Below are 15776 nucleotides of genomic sequence, written 5' to 3' on the forward strand. Positions count from 1 at the left end.
GTGTATAAGAGACAGTCGCCGTACTGCGCCGCACTGGCTCCGCCCGCGCCGCCGGTGCCACCTGCTCCGCCGGTGCCACCGCTGAAGCCCGCCGCCCCGTCCACTCCGGCAGCACCGAGGCCGCCCGCGCCGCCGGCGCCGCCGTTGCCGAACAGCCACGCGATGGCGTCGCCGCCGGCGCCGCCGGCGCCCGCGGCCAAGTCGTCGATGCCTGCACCGCCGGTGCCGCCGGCGCCGCCGTTGCCCATGAACCAGCCGCCGGTGCCGCCGATACCGCCGTCAGCGCCGGGCCCGCCGTCACCACCGGCCCCGCCGTCGCCGAACATTCCGGCCGCCCCGCCGTTGCCGCCGACCAGGCCCGCCTCGATCTGGTCGAAGCCGTCACCGCCGTCGCCGAACCAGAGGCCGCCGGCTCCGCCGTCGGGGTTCTCCGCCGTCCCGTCCAGGCCGTTGCCGATCACATAGGCGCCCAGGAGTTGGTTGATGCCGTTGTTGATCTGTTCGCCGAACGGGCTGGTGATCCAGGCCTGCATCGATGCGTGCAGTGGTTCGTAGAACAGCTCGTCGAACCAGTCGGCGGAGTCGGATGCGGTGGTGGTGTCGGCGGCCACCCCGGTGTCCGGGGTGAACCAGTCGATCAGCCAGTCGAAGTCCAGGCCGTCGGCGTGTGCCGACGGGGTGACCGGGGCCAGGCCGAGGCCCAGGAAAGTTCCCACCGCCGCTCCGGCGCCCACCAGGCGCCGACGGACCGATTTGGACTTTCGCGGCGTGCCCGGACCACTCATCGCCTCAACGTACTAGCTGAGTGATACCTGAGCAAAGGGAAACAACGGTCTGGGTGGAGCAAGGACGCCGATTAAGCAGCGGACGCCGGGGTGAGCTTCACGACGGGGATCGGGCGGCTTGTCCGGCGCTGGTAGCCGTCGTAACGATTGGCATTGTTGGCGTTGACGATCCGCCACAGCCGGGCATAGTCCGGGTCGTCGGGCAGCACCGGCTGGGCGGTGGCCCGAAGGCGTTTCGGCCCGACGTTGATCGCTACTTCGGGGTGGGCCTTGAGGTTGTGGTACCAGCCGGGGGAGCGGGGAGCGCCGCCCATCGACGCGACGATCAGATACGCATCGCCGTCGCGCGCATAGGTAAGGGTAGTGGTGCGTGGCTTGCCCGTCTTGGCACCGACGGTGTGCAAAAGGAGGTTGGGCGGCAGGCCCGGCAGCTTATGGCCGATCCAGCCGTTGCTTCGCCGGTAGATCAGGTCGTGCAGGCCGAGGACGCGGACGCCCACCTTTTCGATCCAGGGAAGATGGTCCATCACATCAGTCTGACGGTGCCGACTCGCTGCTGGCCAGTGCGGCTCTCAGTATCGCCCCGGTGCACTCGCGGTCGCTGTCGCGGCGCACCAGCAGGCCTTTGGCGAAGGACAGCCGGTCGCCGTTGCGGCGCGGCACCACATGCAGGTGGATGTGAAAGACACTCTGGAAGGCTGCCCGGCCGTCGTTGATCGCGAGATTGTTTCCGTCGGCGTGCAAGCCGGAGGCCCGCGCGGCCTGGCCGATGCGTTGTCCGACTTTGAGCATGCCGGCCAGGGTGGCGGGCGGGGTGTCGGTCAGATCCACGAAGTGCTGCTTGGGGACCACCAGGGTGTGGCCGCGGGTGAAGGGCCGGATGTCGAGGAACGCCAGGTACTCGTCGTCTTCGAAGACGCGCACCGCGGGCGCGTCGCCGGCGACGACGGCACAGAACACGCAGGACATGGTGGCCACGTTAGCCCGTCAGGTTTTCAGCGCACCGGCCATCGCGTCGATCGCCCGGTCCAGGATGACTCGGGTGGTCGCGAAGTTCAGCCGTGCGAAGCCCGGGCCGCCGCCGAAGGGGATGCCCGGGCTCAGTGCCACCCGCGCATCCGCCAGCAAGATCGCGGCCGGCTCGGCCGGCAGCCCCAGTTTCCGGAAATCGACCCAGGCCAGGTAGGTGGCCTCCGGCTGGCTGACCCGCACCCCGGGTATCGCCGCGGGCAGCACCTGGCTGAGGTGGTCGCGGTTGGCTCGCAGGTAGGGCAGTAGCCCGTCCAGCCATCCGCCGCCGTGCTGGTAGGCGGCGATGTTGGCGCGGATGCCGACGGTGGCCGCACCCATCGTGTTCAGCATGTTGATCCGGTCCCAGGCGTCTGCGTCGCGCTGGTTGGACAAAACCACCTGTGCGCACATCAGGCCGGGCAGGTTCCAGCCCTTGGAGGCCGACATCAGGGTGATGACCGTGTCTGCGGCGGTGGCCGACACCGAGGCGGCGGCCACGTGGGGGCGGTCGTAGACCAGCGGGGCGTGTATCTCGTCGGCGATCACCCGGGCGCCGTGGCGCGCGGCGACGTCGACGATGGCGCTGAGCTCGGCGGCGGTGAACGCGGTGCCCAGCGGGTTGTTCGGGTTGCACAGAATCAGCGAACCCGCCCCGGCGGCGAACGCCGCGTCCAGAGCGTCCATGTCCATCACATAACGTCCGGAAGCCTGCTGGTGCATGGGGATTTCCATGCGCTGGCGTCCGGTGACGGTCAGCAGGTCGAAGAACGGCATGTAGGCCGGAACCGGCAGCACCACCGGGCTTTGCGGTCGGGTGAGGAACTCGATGACCACTTCCATGCCCTTGAGGACGTCGGGCACCACGCGCACCCATTCCGGCCGGGCGTCCCAGCCGTAGCGGTGCCGGCACCACTGCGTGAGTGCCACCGGCAGGGTCTCGGAGTTCAGCACCGGATAGCCGAACTCTTCGTCGGCGATGCAGGCGCGCAACCCGTCGAGCACCGCGGGTGCCGTGGGGAAGTCCATCTCGGCGATCCACAGCGGCAGCACGTCGGGAGGGAAGTGATTCCACTTGATGGTGTTGCGTGCTCGGAGCCGGTCGGGGGTCAACGCGTCGAAGACTTCAGCCCCCCCGACAGTCTGCCGCGAGATACGTTTGCCACGTGGTTGATCCTGTGATCGAGGAGTTGCTGGAGGGGCTGGAGGGCGCCGCGCGGGCCGAGCGTGCCGAGCTGATCGAATGGCTGCTGGGGCAGGGCATCACCGCCGCAGAGATCCGCGGGAGTGTCTCGCCGATGTTGCTGGCGTCGCGGCGGCTGATCGGCGATGACGGCACGTACGTCTCGGCTCGCCAGATCAGTGAGTCCAGTGGGATCACCCTCGAGCAGTTGCAGCGCTTGCAGCGGGCGGTCGGACTGCCCTGGATGGATGATCCGGATGCTCCGGTGCAGATGAGTGCCGACGCCAGCATCGCTGTGCACGCGCGCCGTTTCATCGACGCCGGTATCGACGCCGAGCAGGCCCTGCAAACGGCTCGCGTGCTGGCCGACGGCCTGGCACACACGGCGGAATTCATGCGATTCACGGTGATGTCGGCCATCGGCGAACCGGGGGTCACCGAACTGCAGGTCGCGCAGCGGTCCCGCGATCTGGTGGGACGGCTGGCGCCGATGCTGGGCGCCTTCGTCGAAGACACGCTGATGATGCAGCTGCGTCATCAGCTCGACATCGACGTGCTCACCGCCGGCGAGCGGGTGGCGGGGGCCCCGCTGCCGGGGGCCCGGCAGATCACCGTGGCATTCGCCGACCTGGTCGGGTTCACCCGGCTCGGGGAGATGGTTCCGCCCGAGGAACTGGTGGAGCTCGCCGAGCGGCTGGCCGTGCTGGGGCGCGAGATCGCCGTCCCGCCGGTGCGGTTCATCAAGACCATCGGAGACGCGGTGATGTTCGTCTGTCCCGAGCCGGCGCCGCTGGTCGAGGCGGTGCTGCGGCTGGTCGAGGAAGCTCAGGCCGACGACACCCTGCCGCGGCTTCGGGCCGGAATCGCCTCCGGAGAGGCGGTCAGCAGGGTCGGGGACTGGTTCGGCAGCCCGGTGAACACCGCCAGCCGAATCACCGGTGCCGCCCGGCCGGGGACGGTGCTGGTGGCCGAGCCGGTTCGGGTCGCGCTGGCCGACTCCGAGGCCTTCCGGTGGTCGTTTGCCGGCGGGCGTCGTCTCAAGGGCATCAAGGGCGAGGTGAATCTGTTTCGGGTGCGAGGCAACACCGAACACTGACCGGCGCCGTCACACCGGGGACCAACGGCCCCTGGCGCGGTACGGGTCGGGCTGAGAGCCTGGAAGCGGCAGATCTTGTGGGAGGTGGCTGATGCTGAACACATCGGTGGACTCGGATGTCCTGACCGAGGCGGTGCGGCTGGCGTGCCGGGCGCCGTCGCTGCACAACAGTCAACCGTGGCGCTGGGTTGCCCAGGCGGGGCGGCTGGATCTGTACCTGGACCCCAACCGTGCCGTGCACGGCGACCAGTCGGCACGTGAGGCGTTGATCAGCTGCGGCGCTGTCCTCGACCACCTGCGGGTTGCCATGGCCGCGGCCGGTTGGACCGCCGATATCGAGCGGTTCCCCGATGCCGCGCAGCCGGAACACCTGGCCTCGATAGGTTTCACCGCCGCCGACGGCCCGGTCACCGATCTGGACCGCTATCGCTCCGGTGCGATTCTGGCTCGTCGTACCGATCGGCTGCCTTTTCTGGAGCCGGGCAACTGGGAGCCGTTCGAGACGGTGCTCCACGACGCAGTGGGCGACCCGGTGCGGTTGTTCGTCCTGGACGCCGAGGCGCGCGCCACGCTTGCCGAGGCGTCCGAGCTCACCGAGGCGCTGCGCCTCTACGACTCGGCCTATCACGCCGAACTGGGCTGGTGGACAGCACCTTTCGAGGTTTCCGACGGCATACCGCAGAGTGCCCTGGTATCGGCAGCAGAAAGTGACCGGGTGGACGTCGGCCGGGCGTTCCCGGTGACCCACAACCGGGAGCGCCGTCTTCAGGTCGGCGAGGACCAGTCCAGGATCGTGCTGCTGTCAACCGCCGGCGACGAACCGGAAGACGCGCTGGCCTGCGGTGAGGCGCTCTCGCAGGTGCTGCTGGAAGCCACGATGGCCGGGTTGGCGACGTGCCCGGTGACCCACGTGACGGAGGTCCCGGCTGCGCGGACGATGCTCGCGGGAGCGGTCGGCGCCGAAGGCCTGCCGCAGGTACTGGTTCGCATCGGTGCGGCGCCGGCACTGGAGACGCCCCCGGCGCCGACGCCGCGACGTCCGCTGGGCGACGTGCTGCAACGGAAGCTTTGACGGCGAACGGAAGCTGTGACGGGCGAATGCCCGGGCACTAGGGCAGGCCCGGACTGACTTGGGAGCGTCTACACTTCCGCGCGGCTGGCTTCCACCCACTAGTCCAGCTCTTCGGATTCGGTCATATCCGAGCCTGCTTCGCCGTCGAATCTACGCCGTCTGATCGGGGTGGGCAATGGTTTGCTGGCGGCCGGTTTCCTGTCAGTTTGTCACTGTATTCACTTGTGTCACTGTGGTTTTGGTTGTGTAGAACGGCGGGCGGGTTGTCGGGGGCGCGGGCTATCATTAGAACATGCGTTCGGGTAATCGCGGGGAGATAGTCGAAGCCTTCGACGCGCTCTCGGAGCAGCTCGACCGGGCGCTGGACCTGGACTTCGATGCGCTGACCCCGCGGGAATGCCTGGCGCTGCTGCAGCGCTGCGAACGGCTGCGGCGCAGGCTGCCCGCCCTGGAACACCCGATGGTCAACCGGGTGGCCGCCACCGAGCCCGCCGAACTCGGTGGCAAACCCCGCTGGGTGCTCGCCGACGAACTGCACATCGGCCGCGGCGAGGCCGGCCGCCGCATCACCGAAGCCGCCGAACTCGGAGTCCGGCGCACCCTGACCGGCCAACCCCTGGACCCTCAACGACCGGCAGTGGCCGCTGCCCAACGCGCCGGCACCATCGGGGCAGCCCACATCGCGGTGATCCGGTCCTTCTTCGCCTACCTGCCCGACACCATCGATTCCGGAACCCTGACCCAGGCCGAACGCCACCTCACCGAGCTGGCCACCGCCTACCGGCCCGAGGAACTGACCAAACTCGCCCAACGCCTCGCCGACTACCTGCACCCCGACGGCAACCACACCGACGAGCAGCGGGCCCGCCGCCGCGGGCTGACCCTCGGGTCCCAAGACCGCGACGGCATGAGCCCCATCACCGGCCACCTCGACCCCAGGCCCGCGCCACCCTCGACGCCGTCCTGGCCCGCTGGGCCGCACCGGGCATGTGCAACCCCGCCGATCCGGCCCCTTGCACCAGCGGCACCCCCAGCCAAGCTTCCATCGACGCCGACACCCGCAGCGCCGCCCAGCGCAACCACGACGCCCTGACCGCCATGGGCCGAGCCCTGCTCGCCTCCGGGGAATTAGGCCAACACAACGGCCTGCCGGCCACCCTCATCGTCTCCACCAGCCTGACCGACCTGGAAGCCGGCACCGGCAAAGCCCATACCGGCGGCGGCACCTGGCTGCCCATGTCCGACGTCATCGCCATGGCCTCGCACGCCCACTACTACCTGCGCATCTACCAAGGCGCCCAAGAACTCGGGCTGTTTCACACCAAACGCCTGGCCACACCGGGCCAGCGCATCGTGTTGCACGCCAAAGAGCGCGGCTGTTCCCACCCGGGCTGCCCGGTACCGGGCTACCTCTGCGAAGCCCACCACGACACCGACTACGCCAGCACCGGCCGCACCCACATCGACGAACTCAGCCTGCGCTGCGGCCCCCACCACCAACTCATCACCTCAGGCGGCTGGAAAACCCGCAAACGCCACGACGGCACCACCCAAACCCTGCCCCCACCGCACCTGGATCGCGGCCAACCCCGGACCAACCACTACCACCACCCCGAAAAACTGCTACAGGACCACAACAGCGACGACGAGGTCCCGTAAGTCCGCTCAGCTGCGCTCGGCCATCGCCCAGTAAGCGCTGCGCCGGGCCAGCAATTCGGCGTGGGTGCCCTGCTCGACGATCCGTCCGGACTGCATCACCAGGATCAGGTCGGCGTCGCGGATCGTGGAGAGTCGGTGGGCGATGATGAAACTGGTTCGGCCCCGGCGAAGTTCGCGCATCGCGCGCTGGATCAGCAGTTCGGTGCGGGTGTCCACCGAACTGGTGGCCTCGTCGAGGATCAGCAGTTGCGGCCGGGCCAGAAATGCCCGGGCGATCGTGATCAACTGCTTCTCGCCGGCGCTGATGGCCCCGCCGTCGTCGTCGACCCGGGTGCGGTAGCCGTGCGGCAGGGCACGGACGAACGGGTCCACATGCGCTGCCCGGGCTGCCTCGATGATCTCCTCGTCGGTGGCGCCGGGCCCCCCGTAGCCGATGTTGTCGGCAATCGTCCCGGTGAACAGCCAGGTGTCCTGCAGCACCATTCCGATCGATGAGCGCAACGCGCAGCGATCCACGGCTGTGATGTCCACGCCATCGATGAGGATCTGGCCGCGGTCCACGTCGTAGAACCGCATCAGCAGATTGACCAGGGTGGTCTTGCCGGCGCCGGTCGGGCCGACGATCGCGACCGTGCTGCCGGGCGCCACGCTCAGTGACAGGTCCTCGATCACCGGCATGCCGGGCCGGTAGCTGAAGCTGACGTCGCGGAACTCCACCCGGCCGCGCGGGCTCGCGTCGCGCGGTTCGGAGCCCGGGCGCCACAGCGGGACCGGCGGTGCAGGAGGCTCTTCGGGTTCGTCGAGGAAGGCGAACACCCGCTCGGCGCTGGCGGCTCCGGACTGCAGGGCGTTGAACAGCGCGGCCAGGTTGCCCAGCGGCTGATTGAACTGGCGCACATAGGCGATGAAGGCCTGGACACTGCCGAGCGTGATCTGCCCGGTGGCCACCTGGAAGCCGCCGATCACCGCGACCGCGACGTAGCCGAGGTTGGCGATCAGCCCGGTCACCGGCGCGATCAGCCCGGAGAGGAACTGCGCGCCGAACCCGGCCCGGTACAACGCGTCGTTGCACTCGTCGAACCGCTGCTGTGCCCAGTCGCGATGACCGAAGGTCCGCACCAGGGTGAAGCCGCTGTAGGTCTCCTCCAGGTGGGCGCCCAGCCGGCCGGTTGCGGCCCACTGGGCGGCGTAGAGCCGTTGCGAGCGTCGGGTGATCGCCCGCACCGCCAACAGTGTCACCGGCACACCGGCCAGGGTGATCACGGCCAGTAGCGGCGAGATGGACAGCATCATCGCCAGCACCACCAGCACGGTCAGCACCGTGGAGAACAGTTGACTGACCGTCATCGACACCGAGGTCGCGGTGTTGTCCACATCGTTGGTGACCCGGCTCATCAACTCCCCGCGCCGCTGGGTGTCGAAGTAGCGCAGTGGGAGCCGGTGCAGCTTGTCCTCGACATCGCGGCGCAGCGCCCGCATGGTGCGCTGCAGGATCACGTTGAGCAGCCGAGCCTGCGCCCACACCATCAGCGCCGCAACCAGATACAGGGCCATCGCCAGTGCCAGGGTGCGCGCCACCGCGGCGAAGTCGACACCGGCGCCGGGCACCACATCCATTCGCGAGAGCATCTCGGCGAAGCTGCCGCGGCCGGCGGCGCGGGCCTCCTCGACGGCTTGCTGCTTGGTGATTCCAGCCGGCAGGCCGCGGCCGAGGATGCCGCTGAACACCAGGTCGGTGGCGTGACCGAGGATGCGCGGCCCGGCCACGCCGAGGCCGATCCCGGCCAGCGACAGCCCGATCACCCCGGCGATCAGTCGGCGCTGGGGGCCCATCCGGCGGGCCAGGCGCAGCGCGGTCGGCCAGAACTTCCCGGCCCGATCGGCGGGATCTGTTGCCGGTGTAGTCACGAGCCACCGATCCCGGCGGTCACCGACTGCGACTCGGCGAACTCGGCGTAGGTGGGGCAGTCGGCAAGCAGCTCGTGGTGGGTGCCCGCACCGACCACGCGGCCGTCGTCGATGACGATCACGTGATCGGCCTCGATGACGGTCGAGATCCGCTGGGCCACGATGATCACCGTCGCTTCGGCGGCCACCTCCCGCAAGGCCGTGCGCACGGCGGCGTCGGTGCGGGTGTCCAGCGCCGAGAACGCGTCGTCGAACAGGTAGATCGGGGGGCGCCGGATCACCGCCCGGGCGATCGCCAGTCGCTGACGCTGCCCGCCGGACAGATTAATCCCGCCCTGGGCCACCGGCATCGCCAGACCGTCGCGGTGCGCCGCCACGAAGTCGTCGGCGGCGGCCACCCGCAGCGCCTCCCACATCTGCTCGTCGCTGACGGTCACCCCGGCCGGGGCGCCGTAGCGCAGGTTGTCGGCGACCGTGCCGGAGAACAGGTGGCTGCGCTGGGGCACCAGCCCGATCTCCGACCACAGGGCCTCGGGGTCGCGCTCGCGCACATCCACGCCGTCGATGAGCACCGCGCCGTCGGTGACGTCACGCAGCCGGCAGATCAGCGACACCAGGGTCGACTTGCCCGATCCGGTGGAGCCGACCACCGCGGTGGTGGTGCCGGGCAGCGCGGTGAACGACACGTCGTGCAGCACCGAGCGATCAGCGCCGGGATAGCGGTAGCCGACACGCTCGAGCCTGATCTCGCCGGTGACGGCCGCCGGGGCGACCGGGGTCTCCGGGGCGGTGATGGTCGGCTCGGTGGACAGCACTTCGGTGATCCGCTCGGCGCAGACCGAAGCGCGGGGCAGGATCGCCAGCACCATGGTGGCCATCAGCACGGCCATCAGGATCTGCATGAAATAGGACAGGAAGGCGATGAGCGAGCCGACCTGCATCTGGCCGGCGTCGATGCGCAGGGCTCCGAACCAGATCAGGGCGACGCTGGACGTGTTGATGATCAGCGTGGTGACCGGCAGCATCAACACCTGCAGGTTGCCCACCGTCAGCGAGGCTTCCGATAAGGCGGTGTTGGCCTGGGCGAACCGCTGGCGTTCGGCGGCTTCACGGGCGAATGCGCGGATCACCCGGATTCCGGTGAGCTGGTCGCGCAGCACGCGGTTGATGTTGTCGATGAGCATCTGCATGCGGCGGAACAGCGGCAGCATCCGCGAGACGATCAGGTAGTTGGCCAGCGCCAGCACCGGCACGCTCACCGCCAGCAGCCAGGCCAGGCCGGCATCCTGGTGTATCGCCATGATCACCCCGCCGATGCTCATGATCGGGGCGGCGACCAGCGTGGTGGCGCTCAGCTGCACGACCAGCTGGATCTGGCGGACGTCGTTGGTGGTGCGGGTCAGCAGGGTCGGCGTCCCGAACCGGCTGGTCTCGCGTTCGGAGAACCCGATCACCCGGGTGAACACCGCTCGGCGCAGGTCGCGTCCGAAGCCGGCGCCGGTACGGGCGCCGAAGTAGACCGCGGCGACGGCACACAGCATCTGCAACCCGGTGACCCCCAGCATCACCGCGCCCAGCCGGGTGATGACGGCGGTGTCACCGCGGACCACGCCGTCGTCGATGATCGTGGCGTTGAGGGTCGGCAGGTACAGCGAGGCCAGCGTGCTGATCAGTTGCAGTGCCATCACCGCCGCGATCGGCCGGCGGTAGGGCCTGATGTAGCAGCGCAGCAGCGCCAGAAGCATGGGGTTACTGTCGCACACCCGCGGGTGGCCGGTGTTGCTGCGGCGACAGCCGGCGACACAAACCGACTGGTCACCGCGGTGTCGTGGTTGACGGGCGGCGGTGCCGCTACAGTGCATCGTGTGCGGCTCACAATGACGGTCCCGGCCCTGGCGGCCGCTGCCCTGATTCCGATGCTCGGCGGATGTTCCGATGCCGACTCGACTGAAGCCCAGTCCGGCAGCCAGACTTCGTCTTCGGCGCCTGAGCAGGGCACTCACGGCCCCTCGTTCCCGCTGTGCGGGGGAGTCAGCGACGAGACCATGACCAACCTCACGCGGGTGGCCGGCCTGGTCAGCACCGCCCAGAACTCGGTCGGCTGCCAGTGGCTGCTGCGCGGCGGGATCATGGGCCCGCACTTCTCGTTCTCCTGGTATCGCGGCAGCCCCATCGGTCGTGAGCGGAAAACCGAGGAGGTGTCGCGCACGTCGGTGGAGGACATCAATATCGACGGTCACAGCGGTTTCATCGCGATCGGCACCGCCCCGACGATGGGCGACAACCTGTGCGAGGTCGGGATTCAGTTCAAGGACGACTTCATCGAGTGGTCGGTCAGTTTCGCCCAGAAGCCGTTCCCGGATCCCTGCGACGTCGCCAAAGAGTTGACGCGCCAGTCGATTGCGAACGCCAAATGAACCGCCGGGCCCGTGCAGCGGTAGGGGCGCTGGCTGCGCTGGCGGTGCTGGTCGCACCGACCGCCTGCTCCCGTGAGGTGGGCGGGACGGCGGTCAAGGCCGGCTCAGGCGACACCAAGCGCAACAACAACTCCGAGCGGCAGTACCCGAACCTGCTCAAGGAGTGCGAGGTGCTGACCACCGACATCCTGGCCAAGACCGTGGGCGCCGACCCGCTGGACATCCAGAGCACGTTCGTGGGCGCGATCTGCCGTTGGCAGGCGGCCAACCCGGCCGGGCTGATCGACATCACCCGGTTCTGGTTCGAGCAGGGGAGCCTGGACAACGAGCGCAAGGTCGCCGAGTTCCTCAAGTACCAGATCGAGACCAAGTCCATTGTGGGCGTTCCGTCGATCGTGATGCGTCCGTCCGACCCCAACGGCTCGTGCGGGGTCGCCAGTGACGCCGCCGGAGTGGTCGGGTGGTGGGTCAACCCGCAGGCACCCGGGATCGACGCGTGTGAGCAGGCCCTGAAGCTGATGGAGCTCACGCTCGCGACGAACTCCTGAGTCGAGGGCTGCGCGGCGGGCTAGTGTGCGCCGTCCTTGCCCCCGGTTGACATCTGCCGCAGCTCGTCGATTGCCTCTGCCGCCGTCGGCGCGCTGTCGGGGTCGATGAGGGACTGGATCATCAGGCCCAGGACGACGGCCAGCGCGACTGATCCGCCCATCTCGGTGCGCGCGCGATGCTGGCCTTCGGCCAGGCGGGCACGGAGTTCGTCGTTGCGCTGAGCCTGCACGATCGCTTCCAGATGCGATGTCCACAGCGCCTTGTCGGTGGCGAAGGACTCGAGCACCGCCTGCCAGCGGTCCCGTGCTGCCGTCGAGTCGCCGCCCGAGGCTATCCGGGCGTCGAGTTCGTCGAGCTCCTCCAGCAGCGCCTGCACCAGCAGCTTCTCGCGGCTGCCGAAGTGATAGCCGATGGCGGCGTGGCTGACCCCGGCTGCCGCGGCGATGTCGCGCACCGTGGTATTCGCCCAGCCCCGTTCCACGAGGCAGCGCTTGGCGCCCTCCAGCAGATCCTCACGGTTGCCCATCAGTGCAGGTTAGCCAGGGCCGCCGCCTTTGCACAAATGGTTTGACCGAATGGATTGACCAAATGGTCAAATCGAGGGTACGGTACCGAACCAGGACGGCCCCGCGGTGGGGCCTGGAGCAGGGAGGTGCCGGTCATGGCCCACGAAGTCCTCGAACGCGTCGAGAAGATCGCCGCCCGGCTGGCGGCCACCGCCGACGACAGTGAGCGGCTGGGCAAGCTCTCCGATCAGTCGGTGTCGCTGATCCGCGAAGCCGGCGTGATGCGGATGCTGCAGCCCACGGACTTCGGCGGCTATGCCGCCCACCCACGCGATTTCGCCGAGACGGTCATGGCGGTGGCGAAGCACTGCGGCTCCACCGGCTGGGTGTGCGGCGTCGGGGGAGTGCACCCCTGGGAGATGGCGCTGATGGACCGCCGGCTGCAGGCCGAGATCTGGGCCGATGATCCCGACACCTGGATCGCCTCCCCGTATGCCGCGCAAGGCGTCGCGACTCCCGTCGACGGCGGCTATCGGTTGAGCGGCCGGTGGAACTTCTCCTCGGGCACCGATCACTGCGACTGGATCTTCCTGGGCGCACGGGTCGGTGGCGCCGACGGTGTGCCTCCGCGGGTGCTGCACGTCGTCCTGCCGCGCGCCGACTACACGATCGTCGAGGACTCCTGGGACGTGATCGGCCTGTCGGGAACCGGCAGCAAAGACATCATCGTCGACGGTGCGTTCATTCCCGGCTACCGCACCATCGACTTCGAGCACGTCGCCTCAGGCGCCCCCGCCGCCGAGGCGGCCGGACGCACCGAGACGCTCTACAAGCTGCCGTTCTGGACGATGTTCCCGCTCGGGATCACCGCGGCGCTCATCGGGATCACCGAGGGCGCGCTGGCGGCGCACCTGGACTATCAGCGCGACCGGGTGGCCGCCACCGGCACCAAGATCAAAGACGACCCGTACGTGCTGTACGCGATCTCGGAGGCCGCCGCGGAGATCGCGGCCTCGCGGTTGCAGCTCCTCGACGGCATCAGTCGAATGTACGACCTCGCCGACGCCGGGCGCGAGATCAGCTTTGAGGACCGTTCGCTGGTGCGGCGCAACCAAATTCGCTGTGCTTGGCGGGCGGTGGCCGCCGCGGACGCGATCTTCGCCCGCTCCGGAGGCAACGCCGCGCGCCGGAACAACCCGTTACAGCGGTTCTGGCGTGACGCCCACGTCGGCCTGGGGCACGCCATCCAGACCCCGGGGACCATCTATCACTCCAGCGCACTGACGGCCATGGGTGTCGAGCCGTCGCCGGCGTTGCGGGCGATGATCTGACGCCGCCGCCGGAAACCTACGATTACTACGTCTAGCGTCCAGCACGTAGTGAGCGTAGTATCGGCTGAAGGTTCCGCGGTAGTGGAGGAGGCGGTGGTGGAGTCGGTTTCCGGTGCAGCCCACACTCCCGGCAGTGGGCTGCAGAACGTTGCGCCCCAAGAGTGGCGGATCGTGTTCGGCCCGGCTCGACGGCTCGGCACCGAGGCCCCTGAACAAGCCGGCGAAGCTGTGTTGCGGCTCGAACTGCCGCCCGGGGTCGATGAGGCAGGCGATGTGGCTGTCGAGATGGAGGACGGTGCCCTGGTGGTCAGGCTGCGGGGCCTCGCCCTCGAGCAGGCTGACGCGGTGCACGAAGAAGCGGTCGAGCAGCCCGGTGCGGTGAGCGGGGAACAGGCCGCGCCGGTACCGGTCGAACTCCTTAACCAGCTCGCCGCCGTCGTCGAGGAGCAGCAGGGCATCCTCCGCAAAATCGAAGCAGCAACGGCGTTTTCACAGCGGGAACGGGTGACCCTGACGACGGCCACCGGAGAGCTGGAATACACTCTGCCGTTCGCACCGGATGAGACCTACAGTCCGGGGGCCGTCAGCGCCATATTGTCGCCAAGCGGTAAACCGCATCGGTCGATCGCGCAGGACCGGCGCCGCGCACACGAACTGCTGGGCGTCAAGATCGGCAATCAATATCGGTATCCGAAATTCCAGATCGACCCGGCGCGCCAGCAGATTCGCCCCGTTGTCGCCTACGCGAACCGTCTGCTGGAATGCGACGCAGACCCCTGGGGGACGTTGGACTGGTGGTACAGCGAGGACGAGGGCCTCGACGATCGGCGTCCGGTCGACATGCTCGAAAGCGGTGAGCTGACGGAGGAGCGGGTCGACCTCGCTATCCAGCTAGGTCAACAGGGCATGGAATGACCGATGCCGACCAATCGGTATAACGGACGCCCTGCCGATGTCGAAGTCGTCCCCCAAGGGACTGTGCTCTACCGCATCATGGCCGCCAACGCGTCCTACCCGGCCAATTCCTTCAACATGAACCCACGAAAACTGGGCCATCCCAAGCAAGGTCGCTTTGAGCCTGCCGACCCCAGGCTCGGCGGATACATCTACGTCGCCGACACACTGGCCGGCGCGGTCGCCGAGGGTGTCTTGCGCAACCAGACGATCTCCAAGCAGGGAGTGGTGCGTCGACCCTGGCTGGTCAACAAGAAACTCGTCCGGCTGCGTCTCGGCAGCGATGTCACCTTGGCATCGGTATACGGCTCTGGCGCCACCAAACTCAACCTGGATACCGCGCTGCTGTGCGGCGGTGTCAGCCGGTATTCGCAGACCCGCGAGACCGGCACCAAGATCCTGCTCAAGACCAAGCCCGCGTTCGGCATGCGGTGCCGCTGTCGCAACCATGACAAGTTGACGTCACTGATGCTCATCACCCGAGTTGGGCCCGCGCCGGTTCTGACGCTCATCGACGAGGTGGACATCTTCTTCGATGAGAAGGGCAGAGATTTGGTCCTCGGCATCCTCCACGCGGAGTTCGAGCTGCAGTACTCCGGCAAGCTGCCGAACTGACTGTGGCGGTGGGAATCCGCGGCGCTACCGCGGCACGTGAAAGTCCACCAGCGTGGCCGACCGCAGCTGTACGTCCGCCCAGCTGCCGCCGACCTGGAGAACGGCGATGCCCGACGTCGGGTATTTCTCCGAGACCCGCTGGGCCACCGCGGCATCGGTGCCGGGGCCGGCCAGTCCGAGCGCGACCCTCGACATGGCCGGCTCATGGCCGACGACCAGTAGGGTTCCGACGTCGTCGGCGACGGTGTTGATGGTCGCGATCACGGTTCCGGGGGTGGCGTCGTAGAGGTCGTCGACGTAGCGCACCGGTGCGCCCAATCCGGTCCGGTCGTAGGTCTGCCGGGTGCGCGTGGCGGTCGAACACAGCACCGCATCGACGGCCGGCGCGTGGGCCCGCAGCCAGTCCCCGGCCAAGCCGGCCTCCCGGACTCCCCGGGGTGCGAGCGGGCGCTCGTGGTCGGGCGCTCCGGGCGGATAGTCCGACTTGGCGTGCCGCAGCAGGATCAGGGTGCGGTGGGCGCTCACCCGATCCAGGGTAGGGGGCGCCTCGGCGACCGATTCCGCAGCCGTCCGAGTGTTGCGCCGCGGTGACTGAAGTGCCAGGTGTGACGCACGAGGTTGCGTCGCGAAGTGGGTCGCCGGACCTGCCGGTCGGGGTCCGCGGGCTTGTCGGTGCGCGGCCATACACTCGCG

Annotated in this window: 15 protein-coding genes and 1 pseudogene; 8 read left to right on the plus strand and 8 right to left on the minus strand. The window is 68.7% G+C overall.

The annotated features are described in order from the left end of the window. From LI92_RS23645 to LI92_RS03180, 4 genes are all read right to left on the minus strand, one after another. Positions 1–785, minus strand: a 785-nt coding sequence (locus LI92_RS23645) for a PGRS repeat-containing protein (protein ID WP_353585439.1), incomplete at its 3' end; no start/stop codon positions are given. Between the two features lie 71 nt (positions 786–856). Beyond that, positions 857–1312, minus strand: a complete 456-nt coding sequence (locus LI92_RS03170) for a nitroreductase family deazaflavin-dependent oxidoreductase (RefSeq protein WP_046315900.1) — start codon at positions 1310–1312, stop codon at positions 857–859. 4 nt (positions 1313–1316) lie between these two features. After that, the gene (locus LI92_RS03175) at positions 1317–1754 is read right to left on the minus strand and encodes an HIT family protein (protein ID WP_046315902.1); all 438 of its coding nucleotides are present in this window, start codon (positions 1752–1754) and stop codon (positions 1317–1319) included. 18 nt (positions 1755–1772) lie between these two features. Further along, positions 1773–2906, minus strand: coding sequence for a MalY/PatB family protein (locus LI92_RS03180; RefSeq protein WP_502691388.1), 1134 nt, complete (start codon positions 2904–2906; stop codon positions 1773–1775). Positions 2907–2959: 53 nt separating this feature from the next. On the opposite strand from LI92_RS03180, the gene LI92_RS03185 reads away from it, so the two are divergent. The 3 genes and pseudogenes from LI92_RS03185 to LI92_RS03195 all read left to right on the plus strand — a co-directional run bounded on the left by LI92_RS03185 (position 2960) and on the right by LI92_RS03195 (position 6803). Next, positions 2960–4072, plus strand: a complete 1113-nt coding sequence (locus LI92_RS03185; protein ID WP_046315831.1) for an adenylate/guanylate cyclase domain-containing protein — start codon at positions 2960–2962, stop codon at positions 4070–4072. A gap of 91 nt (positions 4073–4163) precedes the next feature. After that, complete coding sequence (locus tag LI92_RS03190; RefSeq protein WP_046315832.1) at positions 4164–5144, plus strand: Acg family FMN-binding oxidoreductase; 981 nt, start codon at positions 4164–4166, stop codon at positions 5142–5144. Between the two features lie 292 nt (positions 5145–5436). After that, positions 5437–6803 (plus strand): annotated as a pseudogene (locus LI92_RS03195) (HNH endonuclease signature motif containing protein). 6 nt (positions 6804–6809) lie between these two features. Here the strand turns inward: LI92_RS03195 and LI92_RS03200 are convergent. Beyond that, positions 6810–8711 carry an ABC transporter ATP-binding protein gene (locus LI92_RS03200; RefSeq protein ID WP_046315834.1) on the minus strand — a complete coding sequence of 634 codons (1902 nt, stop codon included), beginning with the start codon at positions 8709–8711 and terminating at the stop codon, positions 6810–6812. Further along, on the minus strand, positions 8708–10456 hold the full coding sequence (locus LI92_RS03205; RefSeq protein ID WP_046315836.1) for an ABC transporter ATP-binding protein: 1749 nt from the start codon (positions 10454–10456) through the stop codon (positions 8708–8710). The genes LI92_RS03200 and LI92_RS03205 overlap by 4 nt, the downstream gene beginning before the upstream one ends. 132 nt (positions 10457–10588) lie before the next feature. Here LI92_RS03205 and LI92_RS03210 point away from each other — a divergent pair, with 132 nt between their 5' ends. Both LI92_RS03210 and LI92_RS03215 read left to right on the plus strand, forming a co-directional pair. Further along, a complete protein-coding gene (locus tag LI92_RS03210; RefSeq protein ID WP_046315904.1) occupies positions 10589–11128 on the plus strand; it encodes a DUF3558 domain-containing protein in 540 nt (179 codons plus the stop codon). Beyond that, positions 11125–11676, plus strand: coding sequence for a DUF3558 domain-containing protein (locus LI92_RS03215; protein WP_046315838.1), 552 nt, complete (start codon positions 11125–11127; stop codon positions 11674–11676). The genes LI92_RS03210 and LI92_RS03215 overlap by 4 nt, the downstream gene beginning before the upstream one ends. 20 nt (positions 11677–11696) lie before the next feature. Here the strand turns inward: LI92_RS03215 and LI92_RS03220 are convergent, their stop codons facing one another. Next, positions 11697–12203 (minus strand): TetR/AcrR family transcriptional regulator, encoded by a 507-nt coding sequence (locus LI92_RS03220; protein ID WP_046315840.1) that lies wholly within the window; start codon positions 12201–12203, stop codon positions 11697–11699. Positions 12204–12338: 135 nt separating this feature from the next. On the opposite strand from LI92_RS03220, the gene LI92_RS03225 reads away from it, so the two are divergent. The 3 genes from LI92_RS03225 to LI92_RS03235 all read left to right on the plus strand — a co-directional run bounded on the left by LI92_RS03225 (position 12339) and on the right by LI92_RS03235 (position 15083). Then, the gene (locus LI92_RS03225) at positions 12339–13514 is read left to right on the plus strand and encodes an acyl-CoA dehydrogenase family protein (RefSeq protein WP_046315842.1); all 1176 of its coding nucleotides are present in this window, start codon (positions 12339–12341) and stop codon (positions 13512–13514) included. Positions 13515–13595: 81 nt separating this feature from the next. Then, positions 13596–14429 (plus strand): hypothetical protein, encoded by an 834-nt coding sequence (locus LI92_RS21790; RefSeq protein ID WP_052740685.1) that lies wholly within the window; start codon positions 13596–13598, stop codon positions 14427–14429. Positions 14430–14507: 78 nt separating this feature from the next. After that, positions 14508–15083: an RES domain-containing protein gene (locus tag LI92_RS03235; protein WP_192829967.1), complete on the plus strand. Its 576-nt coding sequence runs from the start codon at positions 14508–14510 to the stop codon at positions 15081–15083. A 24-nt stretch (positions 15084–15107) separates the two neighbouring features. Here LI92_RS03235 and LI92_RS03240 read toward each other — a convergent pair whose 3' ends face one another. Then, complete coding sequence (locus tag LI92_RS03240; RefSeq protein ID WP_046315846.1) at positions 15108–15608, minus strand: SixA phosphatase family protein; 501 nt, start codon at positions 15606–15608, stop codon at positions 15108–15110. Between the last annotated feature and the right edge of the window lie 168 nt (positions 15609–15776).

It is taken from the genome of Mycobacterium sp. UM_Kg1, from assembly GCF_000972925.1.
Lineage (GTDB): Bacteria > Actinomycetota > Actinomycetes > Mycobacteriales > Mycobacteriaceae > Mycobacterium > Mycobacterium hiberniae.